This window comes from Delftia lacustris (assembly GCF_040267515.1).
Lineage (GTDB): Bacteria > Pseudomonadota > Gammaproteobacteria > Burkholderiales > Burkholderiaceae_C > Comamonas > Comamonas tsuruhatensis.
Window position 1 is genome coordinate 6,391,719 of the sequence record NZ_CP141274.1, and the last position, 17,588, is coordinate 6,409,306.

Here is a 17,588-nt window from a genome sequence, read left to right on the forward strand (position 1 = left end):
TGTGTGGCGTGTCATGCACTCAGCGGTACATGTACTCGCGGTTGAAAGCATAGTCCGATTGGGCTCCCACCATGGACCCCGACTGCAGCCGTCCGTCGGGATGCGTGCACAGCATCTGGTGCAGGGCGACCCAGCCGCGCTCGAAGCCCATGGCGCAACCCGCCAGATAGAGCCGGTAGGCGCGCAGCACCTTGGCGGCACCTTCGGCATCGGCATGCTGCTCAAGGATACGCTGCGCCTGCGGCAGCTGGGCTTCCAGTGCGTCGGACCAATTCCACAGCGTGCGTGCGTAGTGGGGCCGCAGGTTCTCCGTGTCCACCATTTCCAGCCCGCTGTGGCCCATGTCGTGCAGCACGCGGCTCACATGCATCAGCTCGCCGCCGGGGAAGATGTAGCGGTCGATGAACTCGCCCATGCCCGCGCCCAGCTGGGTGTTGTCCACGCCGCCTGCGGTGATGCCGTGGATCAGCGCCATGCCGCCCGGGCGCAGCAGGCGGTGCACGGTCTGGAAGTACTCGGGCAGCTGGGCCTGGCCCACATGCTCGAACATGCCCACCGAGCCTATCTTGTCGAAGGGCTGGCCGGGCGCCAGCGCGCGGTAGTCCAGCAGTTGCATGTCCACCCTGCCCTGCAGGCCGCGCTCGGCAATCAGCTGCTGCACATGGCGGTGCTGGTTGTGCGAGAGCGTGATGCCCGTGGCCGTGACACCGTAATGCTCGGCCGCCCACAGCAGCAGCGCGCCCCAGCCCGCGCCGATGTCCAGGAAACGCTCGCCGGGCCGCAGGTCCAGCTTGCGGCAGATGTGGTCGAGCTTGGCCTCCTGGGCCTGGGCCAGCGTCATCTGCGGATCGCGGAAGTAGGCGCAGGAATAGACGCGGCGCGGGTCCAGCCACAGGCCGTAGAAGTCGTCGGAGATGTCGTAGTGGAACTGGATCTGCTGGGCGTCGCGCGCCAGCGTGTGCGCGGCCATGGAGCGCATGCGGGCCATGGCATGCACCCACCAGTGCGATGTGCCGCGCACCGGATCGGATTGCAGCAGGCTGGCGGCCACCGCCATCACGTCGCGCATGCGGCCATCGATGCGTACCAGCCCCTCCACGATGGCACTGCCCAGTGTCCCTATCTGCCCGGCCGCCAGGCTGGCCATGGCCGCCATGGACTGGAAATGCAGCACCACCTGCGCATCCGCAGGACCGGCGCGCTGGCCGGACGGCAGGATCACGGCCACGGGAACAGGGAGAGACGCCAGCCGCGCCTCGATGGAGCTCAGCACTTGTGTCATGGCGTTCATTTTTGACAGCAAGCCGCACTGCGTCAATCGCAGCCTGGGCTGTGCATGGCGGGGCATGGCGCCCCGCCACAGCAGGGGCGATCAGGCGATCAGCTGCCTGTAGTCGCGCCGTGTCTGGTCACTCACCGAAGCAAGCACTTGCTCGAAGGGCGTCTTGTGCCGTGCGACCAGCCGCAGGGATGCCACGGCGCGCGATTTGCAAAACCAATGACAGGTGTACTGCATGAGCAACAGCTCGGCCGTCATCATGAAGGCGCGCGCACGGCGTTCTTCCTCGGTGGCGCTGTCGGCCACGCGCACGGAGGCAATGCCGCGCGCATGCAGCTGCATGGCTTCGCGCAGATCGAAGCCGGACGACGGGAACAGCCGGTCCAGATAGGGCAGCGCCACGGGCAGCGTGCTCACGCGCGTGAGCTGCGGATCGGCCGAGGCCATTTCCTTGGCAAAGCGCTGGAACTGCTCGACCAGGCTGGTTTCGGTGTTGTCCAGCACGGTCCAGATCTGGGCGCGGCGCTGCTCGTCGTTCTCGCCCAGGGCGCGCAGATAGCCTTCGATCAGGCCGCCCATCAGCTTCTCTATCTGGAAACGCCCCAGATACTGGGCCAGCAGCAGGGTATGCCGGCGCTGCTCCTGAGTCTTGAGAAGATAGATTGCGATGAAGACAATGATCGCCAGCGTGAAGAAGTCCATGAAAGCAGCAAGGGGGCCAAGGGTGCGTGAAGGCTTGAGTGTAGTCAGGCGCGGCCTGCCCGCGATTTTGGCGGGCATAGGCCTGCTGCTGGGCGGCTGTGCCAGCACGGGGGCCGGCGGCGACGGCCTGGGCTATTACTGGCAGAGCCTGCGCGGCCAGATACACCTGCTGCAGGCCAGCCGCCCCATTGACGACTGGCTGCAGGACGACAACCTGGCACCCGCGCTGCGCGAGCGCCTGCTTGCGGCCCAGCGCATGCGCAGCTTCGCCGTGCAACGGCTGGGCCTGCCCGACAACGCCAGCTACCGCCGCTACGCCGATCTGCAGCGGCCCTTTGCCGTGTGGAACGTGGTGGCCGCGCCGCCCGACAGCCTGGAGCTGCACCGCTGGTGCTTTCCCGTGGCCGGCTGCGTGGGCTACCGGGGCTACTTTTCCGAGGCAGACGCCGTGGCCCAGGCCCGGCTGCTGGCCGACCAGGGCCTGGAGTCCGGCAGCTACGGCGTGCCCGCCTATTCCACGCTGGGCTACCTGAACTGGCTGGGGGGCGATCCGCTGCTCAACACCTTCGTGGGCTGGGGCGAGGGCGAGTTCGCCGGCCTGCTGTTCCATGAGCTGGCCCACCAGGTGGTCTACGTGGCCGGCGATACCGCCTTCAACGAATCCTTTGCCACCACCGTGGAGCGCCTGGGCGCAACGCTGTGGCTGGCCACCGAGGCCGGCCCAGCCGCCCGCGCGCGCTGGGAGTCCAGCCAGCTGCGGCGTACGCAGTGGCGGGCACTGACCGGGCGCACGCGCCAGGCGCTGCAGCAGCTGTACCAGGACCCGCAGCGCGGCCCCGCCATGCAGCAGGCCAAGGCGCAGATCTACCAGCAGCTGCGCAGCGACTACGCTGCGCTGCGTGCGCAATGGCGCAGCGCCGATGCAGCCTTGCTGACCACCGATGCACAGCGCCAGCTCTACGACCGCAACCAGGCGCGGCTGGACCAATGGGTGGCCGATGCCAACAACGCCAGCTTCGGCGCGCTGGCCGCCTATGACGACTGGGTGCCGGCCTTCACCGCGCTGTGGCACCAGGCCCAGGCCCAAGCAAAGACCCAAGCTCCGGCCCAGGCCCAGCCCGGCAACGAGGCAATCCAGGGCTGGCAGCGTTTCTATGCCGAGGTGCGGCAGCTGGCCGCCCTGCCCGCAGCGCAGCGCAACGCCAGTCTGTGCAGGCACATGCCGGCCAATGCGCCCCTGCCGTCTGCCTGCGACCCGGCTCAGGCCGGGGCGTCGGGATCCGCGGACGGATCGCGCCCCGGCAACTGAATGCGTGCCAGCAGGCCGCTGGAGCTGCCAGGCGGTGGCGACTGCAGCTGCAGGCTGCCGCCGTGCTGGGCCACGATCATGGACACGATGGACAGGCCCAGGCCATAGCCCGGCGATGCCAGTTCGCGCACGGCGCCCTGGGGCAGGCGCAGATCGTCCACATGGCGCACATGGCGCTCGCGCGCGGTGCCCAGCGCCACGGCGTCCATGCCCGGCCCCTCGTCGCGCACCTGGACGGTATGGCTGTCGCAGACTTCGAGCAGCACCTCCGAGCCATCGCTGTAGCGCAGCGCGTTCTCCACCAGGTTGCGCAAGGCAATGGCCAGCGTGTCCACGTCGCCCGCCACCGGACCGCAGGGCTGCTCGGGCAGCACCACATCCAGCCGCAGCTGGGTGGATTCGTCCTGCTGCCAGAACTCGGAGGCCACCATGCTGGCCAGCGTATCCAGCCGCACATCGTCCTGCGCCAGCGCCGAGCCAGAGGCCGCGCGCGACAGCTGCAGCAGCTTTTCCGTGCGCTGGCTCAGCCGCTCCAGCGCCTCGTGCGCGGCCCGCACGTCGGCGTTGTCCACGCCACGGTCCAGGGCCGTCTGCAAGCGCAGCGTGGCCACGGCCAGCGGCGTGCGCAGCTCGTGGGCCGCATTGGCGGCCATGGAGCGCTCCACCTGCAGCGCATGCGACAGGCGCTGCATCAGGTGGTTGATGCCCCGGCCCAGCCGCCACAGCTCGCGCGGCATGGCGTCCAGGTCCAGCGGCTCCAGGTTGGAGCCGCCGCGCTCGCTCAGCTGCAGCTGCATGTCGCGCAGCACGCGCAGGCGCCGCCGCGCGGTCACGCGCAGCGCCCAGCCCATGAGGGCGAGCATGACCAGCATCACCGAGCCCAGCGCCAGCAGCGCCCGCTGCAGCGCCTCGCTGCGCTCGACCATGGGATCGGCCAGCATCAGGAACAGCGGCTGCCGGGGATGGGCCACCACATAGATGCGCCAGCCCTCGCGCTCGTAGAAGCCCTCGCGCATGGGCACGGCAAAGGCCGCCACGGGGGCGGCCTGGGTGCGCAGCAGCACGTTGCCGCGGCCGTCCTGCAGCTGGTAGACCAGATCCTCGGCCTCGTCGCCCGGCTGCGAGGCCACATGCGGGCGCTGCACGCCCTCGCGCGAGTGGTCTTCCTGTTCCAGCTGGTGCACGGCCACCTCCAGCAGGCGGTGGCCGCTGTCGATCATTTCCTGGTCGAAGTTGTGGTGCACGATGTGGCTGACATACCAGGCCAGCGCCAGCACGCAGGCCAGCCAGACGGCGGCCAGGGCCAGTGTCAGCTCGCGGGCCAGCTGGTCGGCCAGACGGGGCGGCAGCGCCAGGCTGTAGCGCTGCGGCTCATCCATGCTCGAGGGCCAGGCGGTAGCCGGTGCCGCGCACGGTCAGGATGCGGTCGCGCCCGAGCTTGCGGCGCAGCCGGCTGATGAACACTTCCAGCGTGTTGCTGTCGGCCTCGGCATCGAAGCCGTAGAGCGCATCGAGCAGATGCTCGCGCGCGTGCACACGCTGCGGCTGGGCCGTGAGCACGCGCAGCAGCGCCCATTCCTTGGGCGTGAGCAGCAGGGTGCGGCCGGCGTCGCGCACCATTTCACGGGCCAGGTCGATCTCCAGCGTGCCCATGCGCAGCACGGCGTCCTGCCCGGCCTGCATGCCACCGCCGCGCCGGCTCACGGCGCGCAGGCGGGCCAGCAGTTCCTCGGGGTCGTAGGGCTTGACCAGATAGTCGTCGGCGCCCGCGTCCAGCCCGCGGATGCGGTCGCTGACCTGGTCGCGGGCCGTCAGCACGATGGTGACGGGAGGCTGCGCCAGCCGGCGCAGCGTGGGCATGAGCGCCAGGCCGTCACCGTCGGCCAGGTGCAGGTCCAGCAGCACGGCCGCGTAGCTGGCACCGGCCAGGCAGGCGCGCGCCTGGGCCAGAGAAGGCACGCTGTCGATCAGAAAGGCCTTGGAGCGCAGATAGCTGCCCACCGCCTGGGCCAGGGCCTCATCGTCTTCGACCAGCAGGATTCGCATGGGAGGTTGGGCCTTCGCACATCAGGATGCGCACCGGATACGGACGGAACAAGCGTGGCGCAAGGGGGGGCGGCAGGGGTTCAAGCTGAACGGAGTCTGAACGCGGGGTTCAGATGTTCTTAAGCTGCGAATTCTACGCTCGCGGCCATGTCAGAACGCCTGCTCGCCCGCCCCCCCTTTGCCGGCTCCTCCGGCACCGGCCAAGCCCCGGCCCCATCTTCTGCCCAGCCTGCCCAGGCGGCCCCCGCCAGCCTCGCGGCACGGCTGCGCACGGCCTGGACCGCACCGCGCTCGCCCCAGGCCGTGGCCCTGGTGCTGGCGCTGTGGCTGCTGGCCACCGCCAACTGGGCGCTGTGGCGGCGCCTGCCCCACCTGGAAGGCTATGACGGCAGCCTGGCCGCCCTGGTGCTGCGGCTGCTGCCCCTGGGCCTGGGCGGCCTGCTGCTGCTGCTGTCGCTGACGGCCTGGCCGCGCGGCATGAAGCCGCTGTGGATTGCCCTGCCCTGGATTGCCGGCGCGGCCCAGTACTTCATGACCGCCTACGGCACGGTGATGGACGGCGGCATGATCAACAACATCCTGCAGACCGACCTGCGCGAGAGCAGCGACCTGTTCAACCCCCAGCTGCTGCTGCAGCTGCTGCTGGTGGCCGGCCTGCCCACGGCCTGGCTGCTGCGGCTGCGCGTCATCCGCCCGCGCCGCGGCATGCAGACCGTGCTGCGCACGCTGGCGCTGCTGGCCGCCTCGGTGCTGCTGCTGGCGGCCTCGGTCTTTGTCTCGTACCGCGAGCTGGCGCCCGTGGTCCGCAACAACCTGTGGATGCGCCACATGCTCAATCCGGTCAGCCCGGTGCTGGCCTCGCTGGATGCGGTGCTCAAGCCCATCCTGCGGCCCAAGCGCCCGTTTGCCAGCATCGCGGCCGGCGCCACGCTGGGGGCCACCTATGCGGCCGAGCGCAAGCCGCCGCTGTTCGTCATCGTCGTGGGCGAGACGGCGCGCGCCGCCAACTGGGGCCTGAACGGCTATGCGCGCGACACCACGCCCGAGCTGGCCAGGCGCCAGGTGCTCAACTGGAGCAACGTGACCTCCTGCGGCACCAGCACGCGCGAATCCGTGCCCTGCATGTTCTCGCACCTGGGCCGCACGGGCTTCTACAAGAGCAAGGTGGACTACGACAACCTCGTGGACGTGCTGTACAACGCCGGCCTGGCCGTGCTGTGGCTGGACAACCAGGCCGGCTGCAAGGGCGTGTGCGACCGCATTCCCAACGCCAGCACGGCCGACCGCCTGGACACGCCCGACGGCAAGGCCCTGTGCTCCAGCGATGGAGAATGCCTGGACGGCATCCTGCTCAGCGGCATCGACGAACGCATCGCCGCCCTGCCGCGCGAGCGCCGCGAGCGCGGCGTGGTGCTGGTCATGCACCAGATGGGCAGCCACGGGCCGGCCTACTACAAGCGCTCCACGCCGGAGACCAAGGTCTTCCAGCCCGAATGCCTGACCAATGCGCTGTCCAGCTGCACGCGCGAGCAGGTGGTCAATGTCTACGACAACTCCATCCGCTACAACGACCATTTCCTGTCGCAGACCATCGATTGGCTGACGCGCCAGCAATCGCGCTACCAGACCGGCATGGTCTACATGTCCGATCACGGCGAGTCGCTGGGCGAGATGGGCATCTACCTGCACGGCATGCCCTACGCCATGGCGCCCGACGAGCAAAAGCACATTCCCATGATCGCCTGGCTGGGCAACCTGGGCGAGCGCACCGGCGTGTCCGAACGCTGCGTGCGCGGCCAGCTGGACGCGCCGCTGTCGCACGACAACCTCTACCACACCACCCTGGGCCTGCTGGACGTGACCAGCCCCACCTACCAGAAGCCCCTGGACGCGCTGGCCGGCTGCCGCAGTTGAGCCGCCCGCGCAGGCGGCTCAGCCCTGTTGCCAGAAGCCCCGGTGCGGCGCCAGCATCTCCTCCTGCAGCGCAGGCACGGGCCCCACGACCTGCACGCTGCGCTGCCCGCGCGCGAAGACCTCGCGGCAGGGCAGGGACAGCGTGGGATTTTCGGGATGGTTGCCCGTCAGCGCCAGCAGCGCCGTTTCCTCGGCGCCGTAGAGCACGCGGCCTATGCCGGCCCAGTAGATGGTTCCGGCGCACATGGCGCAGGGCTCGAAGGTGGTGACCAGGGTGCACTGCGCCAGGTAGGCGCCCGGATAGTTGGCGGCGGCCGTGCGCGCCAGCGTGGACTCGGCATGGTTCACCGTGTCGATGTTGCCCTGCTCGGCCAGCACGGTCTCGCCGTCGGGCGCCAGCAGCAGCGCGCCAAAGGGATGGCGGCCCATGGCCATGGCCCGCTCGGCCACGGCGCCTGCGCGGCGCAGCTGGCGGGCCGCCTGTTCGTCGGTCAGGGGCGTCATGGAAGGTGTCGTCGCGGGTGCGGGCGTCATGGCCGGATTCTCCTTCACTCGCCCTGCGAGCCGCGCCGGGCCCAGCCCGTGGTGCGCTTTTCGATGGCGCTGAACAGCTCGTACATCACCATGGCCATGGCGCCCACCACGATGAGGCCGGCAAAGGCCAGGCCCATCTGCATGGACGAGCCGGCCGACACCAGCAGGTAGCCGATGCCTTCGTTGGCCGCCGTCATCTCGCTGACCGTGGTGCCCACGAAGGCCAGGGTGATCGCCACCTTCAGCGAGCCGTAGAAGTACGGCATGGAGCGCGGCAGGCCGACCTTGATGAGCACGTCCCAGCGCCGGGCGCCCAGCACGCGCAGCACATCCTCCAGCTCGGGCTCCAGCGTGGCCAGGCCGGTGGCGATGTTGACCATGATGGGAAAGAAGCTGATCAGGAAGGCCGTGAGGATGGCCGGTCCCGCGCCGATGCCGAACCAGACCACCAGGATGGGCACGAAGGCCGCCTTGGGCAGTGCGTTGAAGGCCGTCATCAGCGGATAGAACGCCGCATAGGCCAGGCGCGAGGAGCCGATCAGAAAGCCCAGCAGCACGCCCACCACGATGGCGATGCCAAAGCCCGCCATCGTCACCCAGTAGGTGCGCCAGGCATGGGCGGCGATGATGCCGCTGAACTCGGCCAGCTGCCGGCCGATGGCCCAGGGGCTGGGGAAGATGAATTCCGAGACCTCGAAGGCCGAGCAGATGACCTGCCACAGCAGGATGACCGCCAGCAGCAGCACCCAGGGCGCCCAGCGTTCCGCGTATTTCTTGTGCATGTGAATCTCCCCCGTTCTATTGTTGGATGGCCGCGCCGGTCTTGCGCATGGCGCCGATGTGGCCGCGCAGCTCGTGCACGATGTCGGTGAATTCGCGCGTGTAGGTCAGCTCCAGCTCGCGCGGGCGCGGCAGCTCGATGTCGCGGCGCACCACGAAGCGGCCCGGGCTCTTGCTCATCACGTACACGGTGTCGGCCAGGAAGACGCTTTCGCGCAGGTCGTGCGTGACCAGGATGACGTTGAAGCGCTGCTCGGCCTGCAGGTCGCGCAGCACGCACCACAGCTCCTCGCGCGTGAAGGCGTCCAGCGCGCCGAAGGGCTCGTCCAGCAGCAGCATCTGGGGCTCGTGGATCAGCGCGCGGCAGATGCTGGCGCGCTGCTGCATGCCGCCCGACAGCTGCCAGGGGTACTTGTCCTCGTAGCCGCCCAGGCCCACCTTCTGCAGCAGGGCGCGCGCACGCGCCTCGTACTCCTTGCGCTTTTGGCGGAACAGCGAGCGGTGCGGCTCCACGATCTCCAGCGGCAGCAGAACGTTGTCCACCGTGGTGCGCCAGGGCAGCAGCGACGGCGCCTGGAAGGCCATGCCCGAGATCTTCAGCGGCCCGGTCACACGCTCGCCGTTGACCATGACACGGCCCATGGAGGGCATCTTCAGCCCCGTGGTCAGCTTCATGAAGGTGGACTTGCCGCAGCCCGAGGGGCCGACGATGGCGATGAACTCGCCGCGCCGCACCTGCAGGTCGATGGCCTCGACCGCGAAGTGGTTGGCGCGCAGCAGCTCCTCGTTGTAGGCAAGCCAGACGTCGCGGAACTCGACGAAGAAGGCGTCGTCATCGCCGTGGGATGTGGAGGAATTCATGTCAGGCAGCAGGCAAGGGCCGTGCACGCCACCCGCTGGCGCACGCGCACGGTGTCAATCACTTTGTCGTCACTTCTTGGGCAGGATGTTCAGCTCGGCCGCAGACGGCAGGAAGCTGCCGTTCCAGACCTCGGCCGGGTTCACGCGCGTCTTGGTGGCGTAGACATCGGAGACCTGCGACGCCATCAGCGACAGGCGTGTGGGCACGACCTGGCCAAAGCCTTCGGCACGCGCGTCGGCGCTGTTGACCACGGTGTCGATGGCCAGTTGCAGGCGGCTCGTCTCCAGCTGGGTGTTGACGATGCCGTCGCGCTCCTTCACGTAGGCAATGGCCGCGCCCGGGTTGGCGATGACTTCCTTGGCCCCCTTGGCGAAGGCCTGCAGGAAGGCCTTGATGGCGGCCGGGTTCTCCTTGATCAGCTTCGGGCTGGCGATGATGGCGTTGCCGTACAGCTTCACGCCGAAGTCCGCATAGGGCATGACCACCACGTCGGCGGCCTTGATGCCGCGCGCCTCCAGGTTCAGCAGCGAGGTGAAGGTGAAGCCCGTGATGGCATCCACATCGCCGCGCACCAGCATGGTCTCGCGCAGCGGCGGGTCCATGGCCGTCCACTGCACGGTGCCGACCTGGTTGGCCTTGGCGAACAGCGGGAAGGCGCGGCGGCCCGCATCGAACACGGGCGCGCCCAGCTTCTTGCCGGTGAGGTCGGCCGTCTTGGCGATGCCGCTTTTCTTGAGCGCCATCACCGAGGCCGGCGTGTTGTTGTAGACCATCATCACGGCCACGGGCTTGTTGGGCATGTCCGGGTTGTTGGCCTGGAACTCCATCAGCGCCGCGATGTCGGCAAAGCCCAGGTCATAGGCGCCCGAGGCCACGCGCTGCACCACGCCGCCCGAGCCGCTGCCGGCATCGACCGTGACATCCAGGCCCGCGTCCTTGAAGTAGCCCTTGGCCACCGGCTGCAGGAAGAAGGCGGCCGGCCCCTCGAAGCGCCAGTCCAGCTGGAACTTCAGCGGCGTGGCCGCGTGGGCCTGTGTATGGGCCGTTGCCAGGCCGGCGCTGGCGGACAGGGCCAGGACGGTGTGCAGGAACAGTCGTTTTTGCATGGTGGGCTTCCTCTCTGGTGGTCAAAAGAAACGGTGGGGACGGAACGGGGCCGGGTCAGCTTTTCCAGGCGCCCTGGTGCGATGCGGCGGCCTCGCCGATCAGCGCCGGGCCTATGCATTCGATGGCGTGGGACGAGGCGGCGAACACATCGCGGCAGGACAGCTCGGCGTCCTTCTGGTCCAGGCGCTCGCCGCGGAATTCGCGCAGGCGCACGGCGTCTATGCCGTAGACCACGCGGCCTATGGCCGACCAGAAGATGGCGCCCGCGCACATCACGCAGGGCTCGGCCGATGAATACAAGGTGGCTGCGGACAGCGCCTCGCGGTCATGCAGGGGGCTGGCCAGGCGGATGGCCGACAGCTCGGCATGGGCCGTGCAGTCGCCGCTCTCGCCGTTGGCGTTGGAGGCCTCGGCCAGCACGCGGCCATCGGCGGCCACGATGAGTGCGCCGAAAGGGCGGTTGCCGCGCTGGCGCGCGCGGTCGGCCATGGCGATGGCGCGGCGCAGGTACAGGCCGTCGCGCTCGTCGAGCGAGGCCTCAAGGGGCAGTGAAACGGTGGCGTGGTCCATGTGCACTCCCTCAGGCCTTGGCCATGCGCGCGGCCAGCGGCGGCAGCAGGCTGCGGTTGAACAGCGCGTCGGCCGACACGGGTGCCTTCAGGCCGAAGGCCTGGCTGACCTGCTCGGCCTGTCGGGCCAGCAGCTGCGGGTCGATGTCGCCCAAGCCGTGGCGCTGCGTATCGGGCGCGGCCAGGTATTGCGAGGTGATGGCCCAGCGCGCCAGTTCCAGCTTTTCATCCAGGATGGGCTCGCGCTGGCGCACGGCGGCCACGGCCAGCGCAGGCTGGGCCAGGCATTCGATGAGGGCGCGGTTGCTGGCGCGCAGGAATCCCGCCACCAGCGCCGGCTGCTCGGCCACCAGCGCGCTGGAAGCCAGGATGGCATTGCCGTACAGCTGCACGCCCGCATCGGTGTAGCGCAGCACCGACAGCTCCTCGGGCTTGATGCGTGCGAACAGCGACACGGCCGAGTCATGGAAATAGGTGGCCGCATCCACATCGCCGCGCACCACCACGTTGTCGCGCGCCGAGAACTCCGTCGTGGTCCAGGCGAACAGGTCGGCCGGCAGGTTCTGGCGCTGCGCGACCAGGGGCCAGACGCGGCGGGTGGACTCCACGGCGGCGGCGGCCACCTTCTTGCCCTTGAGGCTGGCGAACTCGCCCGTGATGCCCCGGTCCTTGCGGCCGATGATGGCGAACGGCGCGCGGTTGTAGTACTGGTAGACGGCCTGCACGCGCGCCGCGCCCGCGTTCTGCGCATTGAACTCGATCAGCGAGCTGATGTCGCCCAGGCCCAGCTGGTAGGCGCCGCTGGCCACCCGCGTGATGGATGCCACCGAGCCCGAACCCACGTCGATGCTCACGTCCAGCCCCTCGTCGCGGTAGTAGCCCTTTTGCAGAGCCACGAAAAAGGGCGCGGTCTGCGAGGTCACGCGAAAGTCCAGCGTGAACTTCAGCGGTGTCAGCGCCTTGCCCTGGGCGAAGGCACCGGGCATCACGGCACTGGCAGCGGGAAGGGCGGCGGCGGCAAGGAAATGGCGGCGTTGCATGGTGGAACTCTCAGTCGCTATCAACATGGGGACCGGCCGCTGGCATGGGGCCGGGCGGCTGGCGTGACATGAGCAATTTCCGGGCAACGCGCACTGGGCGCGTGCTGAACGCTTCTACTCGTTCGTCCTTGTATGCAAAGTGCGTACCACCCCCTGAGTCGCTTCGCGCCTTCCCCCTCTCTCGCTGCGCGGGAGGGGGACGACACCCTCGGTGCGGGGCGGCCCTTCCTCGGCGTCACAGGGCTGGGCCGCGCCGGTTTTCGACGCGGCGGGCATGCATCAGATTGGTGCCAGATGGTTCCGATGCGGCGCGTGCACCAAGCTGCCCGGCCCTCTTGCACCACGATGGAACGCAGGCGGCCATGAACCGGCCAGCGCGGGCTGGCGCGCTGTTTGCTTGGGTGGTTGGCAAGAGTAGAAGCGTTCAGCTTGCCGGTCTGTGCCGGCGCGGGTCATTGCTCTTGAAGCGGGTGCGGGAGCGGCGTGGCTGCGACCTGTGCCCTGTCAGCCACTTCAAGAGCGACGGGCGGGATCGGTGTCTTTTTGCGCCGGCCGCCGCGTGCCTTGCCACTGCCTTTGCGGCAAAGGAAACAGACCATGAACATGCTTGCCAACTCCACCCTGCCTTCGGCACCGGCGTCAGATTACGCGCTGGGTGAACTCGCCAAGGAGGCCCGCATGGGCGGCCAGGGGCAGGAGACGCGCGCACGGGAGGTGCGGGTGATCGACATCTCCGACTTCGACCGCCGCAAGGCCGAGATCGCCGATGCGATCTGGCAGGCCTCGGTGGAGATCGGCTTCTTCCAGGTGTCGGGCCACGGCATTCCCCAGCCCGATATCGATGCGGCCTTCGGGCGTGCCGAGCAGTTGTTCGCGCTGCCGCGCGAGGTGAAGGCGCAGTGGCCGCTGTCGCGCAATGCGGGCTGGGAGCACAAGGCGCAGATCCGGCCTTCCACGCGCACGCCCGACCAGAAGGAGTCCTACCAGGTGACGCGCCCGCGCATGGCCGGCCTGTGGCCCACGCAGCAGGAGCTGCCGGGCTTTCAGCAGGCCACGCTGGGCTTTGAGCGCCAGTGCTGGCAGGTGGGCATGCAGCTGCTGTCGTGCTTTGCGCACAAGCTGGGCTTTGATGCGGACTTCTTCACGCGCGCCCACGACCCTTCGGTGCCCGCCTACCAGAGCACGCTGCGCATGCTGCATTACTTCGCGGTCGACCCCGCGCTCAAGGACGAGCTGGGCCTGTGGCGCGCAGGCGCCCACACCGACTTCGACTGCCTGACCCTGCTGTTCCAGCGCGCAGGCCAGGGCGGCCTGCAGGTGCTGCCGGGCAAGGAGATGGAAGGCCAGCAATGGACGCCCGTGGACCCCGTGGAAGGCGTGATCACCTGCAACATCGGCGACATGCTCACGCGCTGGAGCGACGACCAGCTGCCCAGCAACTTCCACCGCGTGCGCAATCCCCTGCCCCATGAATACCAGGGCGCGCGCTACAGCCTGGCCTTCTTCTGCCAGGCCAACGAGGACGCGGTGATCGAGGGCCCGCAAAAGAAGTACCCGCCCATCACGGGCGCGGAATATCTGCGCCAGCGCATCAGCGCGAACTTTTCCAACAAGTACTGAGCCCGGCCGGGGCCGTGGCCGGAAACGACAAGGCCCCGGAGTCCGGGGCCTTGTCTGTGTCTGCGATCGGTGGTGGTGTTGATCAGCGCAGCGATTCGATCAGGTCGATGTACTGCTGCTTGGCGTCATCGGCCGAGGTGTCCTTGAGCTTTTCCCAGGCGTCCCACTTGGCGCGGCCGACCATGTCGGTGAAGCTGGGCTTCTTGGCCTCGTTGTCGCCTTCGGTGGCCTGCTTGTACAGCGCGTAGAGCTTGAGCAGCGTGGCGTTGTCGGGGCGCTCGCTGATCGAGGTGGAGTTCTTGACGGCGGCCTCGAAGGCGGCGTTCAGATCGGACATGGCGGGTCTCCTGGTGGGCGGTTCGTGTAGCGGCACAGTGTAGCCAAAAATGCAGGAATTTAGAACGACCGTGCTTTTTTTCACCGTCATCCGAACCGAGACCGGCCATGCCCCTCCTATGCTGCGCTGCACAGGTGCCCGGCCATGGGCCATAGGTCTGCCTCGCAAGGCACGGGGGCCGGCGCCTGGCCCCGGGCGCTGCCCGGTTGCAGGATGCGGCCGTGCTCCATCACGACCACGCGGTCGGCGACGGCGAAGGCCTGCTGGCGGTCTTGCGTCGCATAGACGGCCGTACAACCCAGGCTGCGCAGCAGCTGGGGAATTTCCTCGCACAGGCGCTCGCGCAGGTTGCCGTCGAGGCCGGACAGGGGTTCGTCCAGCAGCACCAGGCGCGGGCGCTCCACCACGGCGCAGGCCAGCGCCGCACGCTGCTGCTGGCCGCCCGACAGGCTGCCGGGAAGGCGCTCGCCCATGCCCTGCAGCCCGACCAGGCCCAGGGTCTGCTGCACCCGCTCGTGGATCTGCGCGCGAGGCAGGGCGCGCATTTCCAGCGCGAAGGCCACGTTGGCCTGCAGGCTCATATGGGGCCAGAGCGCTTGGCCCTGGAGCACCAGGCCCAGCTCGCGCCGCTCGGGCGGCAGGGACTGCGAGGCGCTGGCCGCGCACTGCCCGCCCATCCAGACTTCGCCGCGGCTGGGCTGCTCCAGCCCGGCCAGGATCTTGAGCAGGGTGGTCTTGCCGCAGCCCGAAGGACCCAGCAGGGCCAGCACCTCGCCGGGCGCGATCTGCAGGCTGATGTCCTGGAGCACGGCGCGCTCGCCGTGGATGCGCTTGAGCTGCCGGGCTTGGACGGCCACGCCCTGCGCGGCGGAGGATTCGATGGAGGTCACAGGGACCGCATGCTAGGTGCGGTGTGTGACATGCCGGTGTCGGCCGGACCCTGCAAGGGCCTCAGCGCGTGGGCTCGCTCAGCCAGCGCTGGGCCAGCTTCACCCAGAACGTGGCGCCCTGCGGGATCAGCTGGTCGTTGAAGTCGTAGCTGGGGTTGTGCAGCGTGCAGGGACCGCCGCCGTGGCCGATGGCGCGGTGGTCGCCGTCGCCATTGGCGATGAAGCAGTAGGCGCCGGGCTTTTCCAGCAGCATGAAGGCGAAGTCCTCGGCGCCCATGGACGGCTCCTGGGGCAGCACGTTGGCCTCGCCCACGACCTCAGCCATGACGCGGCGTGCGAACTCGGCCTCGGGCGCGGAGTTGATGGTGGGCGGGTAGTTGCGCACGAACTCGAACTCGCAGCGCGTGTCATGCGCCGCACAGATGCTCTCGGCCAGGGCCTTCATGCGCCGCTCGATCAGGTCCAGCACCTCCAGCGTGAAGGTGCGCACCGTGCCCTGCAGCTCCACGCTGTCGGGCACCACGTTCGTGGCCTCGCCCGCATGGACCATGGTGACCGAGACCACGCCCGCCTCGATGGGCTTGACGTTGCGGCTGACGATGGTCTGCAGGCCCAGGATGAGCTGGGCCGCCACGGGCAGCGGGTCGATCACCATGTGCGGCATGGCCGCGTGGCCGCCCTTGCCGCGCACGACGATGCGGAACTCGTTGCTCGACGCCATGGCCGGGCCTGGGCTCACGGCCATGGTGCCGGCCTTCATGCCCGGCCAGTTGTGCATGCCGAACACGGCCTGCATGGGGAACTGGGTGAACAGGCCGTCCTCGACCATCTCGCGCGCGCCGCCGCCGCCCTCTTCGGCCGGCTGGAAGATCAGGTGCACCGTGCCCTCGAAGCTGTCGCGGTGCGCGGCCAGGTACTGCGCGGCGGCCAGCAGCATGGCCACGTGGCCGTCATGTCCGCAGGCGTGCATTTTTCCGGCGTGGCGGCTGGCGTGCTCGAAGGTGTTGAACTCCTGCATGGGCAGGGCGTCCATGTCGGCGCGCAGGCCGACGGCGCGGCCGCTGGCGCCGCCGTCACGGCCGTGGATGGTGCCCACCACGCCCGTGCGGCCCAGGCCGCGGTGCACGGCAATGCCCCAGCCTTCGAGCTGCCGGGCCACCAGGTCGGCGGTGCGCAGTTCCTCGAAGCACAGTTCGGGATGGGCATGTATGTCGCGGCGCAGCGCGGTGATCTCGGGTGCGCTGTCCAGCAGTTCCTGCAGCAAGGCCATGGGGTTCTCCTTCTAGAGCTGCAAGCCTACACCCGGACCTTGCCGTCGCCGGTCAGCATGGACAACTCCACGAAGCGCGGCTTGGCCGATTGCGGCTTGAAGGCCAGCGGAAAGCCGGCCACCTGCTGGCCGTGCATGGCGTCGAGCGCGGCCACCAGGCCGTCGCGCGTGGGCTTGCCCGAGGCCGAGGCCTGGCGCAGCGCATCGGCGAACACGCGTGCCGCCAGATAGCCTTCCATGCTGGAGTAGTTGGGCGTCAGCTTGCCGCCGCCCTTCTGGATGGCCGCCAGGAAATCGCGCGTGATCTGGCGCGAGGTCTGGAAGGGCGAGGGCACGACCTGGGTGACGACCACCCCTTCGGCATCCTTGCCCAGCGTCTGCGCCAGTGCCTGCGAGCCGACGAAGGAGACGTTGTAGAACTGCCCGCCAAAGCCCGCCTGGCGCGCCGCGCGCACAAAGGCCGCGCTGGCCGAGTAGGTGACGATCTGCACGATCACATCGGCGCCCAGCGGCACCAGCGTCTTGACGGCGGCGGCCACGTTGTTCGAGTTGCGCTCCACCGTGGCCGCGCCCACGGGCTCCAGCCCCTTGGCGGCCAGCGCCGCCTTGACGCCAGCCAGGCCCGATTCGCCATAGGCATCGTTCTGGTGCAGCACGGCCACCTTCTTCAGGCCCAGGCCCGTGAGGTGCCGCACCATCAGCGCCGTCTCGTCGGCATAGGAGGCGCGCACGTTGAAGACCAGTTGGGCCAGCTGGGGCTGGCGCAGCGCGTCGGCGCCCGTCAGCGGCGCGAACAGGGGCACGCGCGCCTTTTGCAGCAGCGGCAGCGCGGCCATGCTGGTGGAGGTGCCCACGTAGCCGAACAGCGCGAACACGTCGTCGGACAGGAAGCGCTGGGTATTGGCCGCGCAGCGCTCGGGCTCGTAGCCGTCGTCCATCACGCGCAGTTCGATGTTGCGCCGGGCAATGCCCCCCTGCGCGTTGAGCTGCTCGAAGTACAGCTTGGCGCCTTCATGGAAGGGCTGGCCGATCTGTGCCGCGGGGCCCGTCATCGGGCAGGACTGGCCCAGCACGATGGTGCCTCCCGCGTCCTGGGCGCGCACTGCGCCGGTCCAGGTGGCGGCAGCCGCCGTGCTGGCTGCGATGAACTGTCTGCGGCTGAACGCCGTCTTGGGTCGGAGCATGAACTTGCCTGTTTTTGTCACTGGAATCGGCGCCGTTGCTGCGTGCAGCCGGCTGCAAGGGTCCGCATAATAAAGACAAGCGGCGATTGCGGCATGCAAGACCGGCACCGCCCCTTGCCCGTGACGGCCTTTTCCTGTTTTTCCG

Annotated in this window: 17 protein-coding genes; 3 read left to right on the plus strand and 14 right to left on the minus strand. The window is 68.9% G+C overall.

Translation table 11 applies throughout. The features are described 5' to 3' along the window. Positions 1-19: 19 nt before the first annotated feature. Positions 20-1,348, minus strand: coding sequence for a class I SAM-dependent methyltransferase (locus U6958_RS30675; protein ID WP_074920667.1), 1,329 nt, complete (start codon positions 1,346-1,348; stop codon positions 20-22). 24 nt (positions 1,349-1,372) lie between these two features. Next, positions 1,373-1,981 (minus strand): hypothetical protein, encoded by a 609-nt coding sequence (locus tag U6958_RS30680; protein ID WP_016446605.1) that lies wholly within the window; start codon positions 1,979-1,981, stop codon positions 1,373-1,375. Between the two features lie 22 nt (positions 1,982-2,003). On the opposite strand from U6958_RS30680, the gene U6958_RS30685 reads away from it, so the two are divergent. After that, entirely contained in the window at positions 2,004-3,290 is a 1,287-nt protein-coding gene (locus U6958_RS30685) for an aminopeptidase (protein ID WP_074920669.1), read from the plus strand. Here U6958_RS30685 and U6958_RS30690 read toward each other — a convergent pair. Then, positions 3,242-4,669, minus strand: coding sequence for an ATP-binding protein (locus U6958_RS30690; RefSeq protein WP_043789275.1), 1,428 nt, complete (start codon positions 4,667-4,669; stop codon positions 3,242-3,244). The two genes, U6958_RS30685 and U6958_RS30690, sit on opposite strands and share 49 nt — an antisense overlap. Continuing rightward, entirely contained in the window at positions 4,662-5,336 is a 675-nt protein-coding gene (locus U6958_RS30695; protein WP_016446608.1) for a response regulator transcription factor, read from the minus strand. The genes U6958_RS30690 and U6958_RS30695 overlap by 8 nt, the downstream gene beginning before the upstream one ends. Before the next feature lie 147 nt (positions 5,337-5,483). Here U6958_RS30695 and U6958_RS30700 point away from each other — a divergent pair, with 147 nt between their 5' ends. Continuing rightward, positions 5,484-7,250, plus strand: a complete 1,767-nt coding sequence (locus tag U6958_RS30700) for a phosphoethanolamine transferase (RefSeq protein ID WP_074920672.1) — start codon at positions 5,484-5,486, stop codon at positions 7,248-7,250. Between the two features lie 18 nt (positions 7,251-7,268). On the opposite strand, the gene U6958_RS30705 is transcribed toward U6958_RS30700, so the two are convergent. The 6 genes from U6958_RS30705 to U6958_RS30730 form a co-directional block, all read right to left on the minus strand. Then, positions 7,269-7,784: a nucleoside deaminase gene (locus U6958_RS30705; protein ID WP_074920674.1), complete on the minus strand. Its 516-nt coding sequence runs from the start codon at positions 7,782-7,784 to the stop codon at positions 7,269-7,271. A 14-nt stretch (positions 7,785-7,798) separates the two neighbouring features. After that, positions 7,799-8,566 carry an ABC transporter permease gene (locus U6958_RS30710; RefSeq protein WP_012203071.1) on the minus strand — a complete coding sequence of 256 codons (768 nt, stop codon included), beginning with the start codon at positions 8,564-8,566 and terminating at the stop codon, positions 7,799-7,801. 16 nt (positions 8,567-8,582) lie between these two features. Further along, on the minus strand, positions 8,583-9,425 hold the full coding sequence (locus tag U6958_RS30715) for an ABC transporter ATP-binding protein (RefSeq protein WP_012203070.1): 843 nt from the start codon (positions 9,423-9,425) through the stop codon (positions 8,583-8,585). Between the two features lie 69 nt (positions 9,426-9,494). Next, complete coding sequence (locus U6958_RS30720; RefSeq protein ID WP_074920677.1) at positions 9,495-10,532, minus strand: ABC transporter substrate-binding protein; 1,038 nt, start codon at positions 10,530-10,532, stop codon at positions 9,495-9,497. Between the two features lie 55 nt (positions 10,533-10,587). Further along, positions 10,588-11,103 carry a nucleoside deaminase gene (locus tag U6958_RS30725; RefSeq protein ID WP_012203068.1) on the minus strand — a complete coding sequence of 172 codons (516 nt, stop codon included), beginning with the start codon at positions 11,101-11,103 and terminating at the stop codon, positions 10,588-10,590. Between the two features lie 10 nt (positions 11,104-11,113). Then, complete coding sequence (locus U6958_RS30730; protein ID WP_016446613.1) at positions 11,114-12,142, minus strand: ABC transporter substrate-binding protein; 1,029 nt, start codon at positions 12,140-12,142, stop codon at positions 11,114-11,116. Positions 12,143-12,739: 597 nt separating this feature from the next. On the opposite strand from U6958_RS30730, the gene U6958_RS30735 reads away from it, so the two are divergent. After that, positions 12,740-13,762, plus strand: a complete 1,023-nt coding sequence (locus U6958_RS30735) for an isopenicillin N synthase family oxygenase (protein WP_074920682.1) — start codon at positions 12,740-12,742, stop codon at positions 13,760-13,762. 82 nt (positions 13,763-13,844) lie between these two features. Here the strand turns inward: U6958_RS30735 and U6958_RS30740 are convergent, their stop codons facing one another. The 4 genes from U6958_RS30740 to U6958_RS30755 form a co-directional block, all read right to left on the minus strand. Next, the gene (locus U6958_RS30740) at positions 13,845-14,099 is read right to left on the minus strand and encodes an acyl-CoA-binding protein (RefSeq protein WP_012203065.1); all 255 of its coding nucleotides are present in this window, start codon (positions 14,097-14,099) and stop codon (positions 13,845-13,847) included. A 116-nt stretch (positions 14,100-14,215) separates the two neighbouring features. Beyond that, the gene (locus tag U6958_RS30745; RefSeq protein ID WP_074920684.1) at positions 14,216-14,989 is read right to left on the minus strand and encodes an ABC transporter ATP-binding protein; all 774 of its coding nucleotides are present in this window, start codon (positions 14,987-14,989) and stop codon (positions 14,216-14,218) included. Positions 14,990-15,050: 61 nt separating this feature from the next. Beyond that, positions 15,051-16,259, minus strand: a complete 1,209-nt coding sequence (locus U6958_RS30750; RefSeq protein ID WP_074920688.1) for a M20 aminoacylase family protein — start codon at positions 16,257-16,259, stop codon at positions 15,051-15,053. A 26-nt stretch (positions 16,260-16,285) separates the two neighbouring features. Continuing rightward, on the minus strand, positions 16,286-17,443 hold the full coding sequence (locus U6958_RS30755; protein WP_016446617.1) for an ABC transporter substrate-binding protein: 1,158 nt from the start codon (positions 17,441-17,443) through the stop codon (positions 16,286-16,288). Positions 17,444-17,588 lie beyond the last annotated feature (145 nt).

What these genes read in the sequence shown, in the direction of transcription:
- U6958_RS30675 (WP_074920667.1), bottom strand. Translation starts at nt 1,348, where the DNA reads ATGCCCCGCCATGCACAGCCCAGGCTGCGATTGACGCAGTGCGGCTTG.
- U6958_RS30680 (WP_016446605.1), bottom strand. Translation starts at nt 1,981, where the DNA reads ATGGACTTCTTCACGCTGGCGATCATTGTCTTCATCGCAATCTATCTT.
- U6958_RS30690 (WP_043789275.1), bottom strand. Translation starts at nt 4,669, where the DNA reads ATGGATGAGCCGCAGCGCTACAGCCTGGCGCTGCCGCCCCGTCTGGCC.
- U6958_RS30695 (WP_016446608.1), bottom strand. Translation starts at nt 5,336, where the DNA reads ATGCGAATCCTGCTGGTCGAAGACGATGAGGCCCTGGCCCAGGCGGTG.
- U6958_RS30700 (WP_074920672.1), top strand. Translation starts at nt 5,484, where the DNA reads ATGTCAGAACGCCTGCTCGCCCGCCCCCCCTTTGCCGGCTCCTCCGGC.
- U6958_RS30705 (WP_074920674.1), bottom strand. Translation starts at nt 7,784, where the DNA reads ATGACGCCCGCACCCGCGACGACACCTTCCATGACGCCCCTGACCGAC.
- U6958_RS30710 (WP_012203071.1), bottom strand. Translation starts at nt 8,566, where the DNA reads ATGCACAAGAAATACGCGGAACGCTGGGCGCCCTGGGTGCTGCTGCTG.
- U6958_RS30715 (WP_012203070.1), bottom strand. Translation starts at nt 9,425, where the DNA reads ATGAATTCCTCCACATCCCACGGCGATGACGACGCCTTCTTCGTCGAG.
- U6958_RS30720 (WP_074920677.1), bottom strand. Translation starts at nt 10,532, where the DNA reads ATGCAAAAACGACTGTTCCTGCACACCGTCCTGGCCCTGTCCGCCAGC.
- U6958_RS30725 (WP_012203068.1), bottom strand. Translation starts at nt 11,103, where the DNA reads ATGGACCACGCCACCGTTTCACTGCCCCTTGAGGCCTCGCTCGACGAG.
- U6958_RS30730 (WP_016446613.1), bottom strand. Translation starts at nt 12,142, where the DNA reads ATGCAACGCCGCCATTTCCTTGCCGCCGCCGCCCTTCCCGCTGCCAGT.
- U6958_RS30735 (WP_074920682.1), top strand. Translation starts at nt 12,740, where the DNA reads ATGAACATGCTTGCCAACTCCACCCTGCCTTCGGCACCGGCGTCAGAT.
- U6958_RS30740 (WP_012203065.1), bottom strand. Translation starts at nt 14,099, where the DNA reads ATGTCCGATCTGAACGCCGCCTTCGAGGCCGCCGTCAAGAACTCCACC.
- U6958_RS30750 (WP_074920688.1), bottom strand. Translation starts at nt 16,259, where the DNA reads ATGGCCTTGCTGCAGGAACTGCTGGACAGCGCACCCGAGATCACCGCG.
- U6958_RS30755 (WP_016446617.1), bottom strand. Translation starts at nt 17,443, where the DNA reads ATGCTCCGACCCAAGACGGCGTTCAGCCGCAGACAGTTCATCGCAGCC.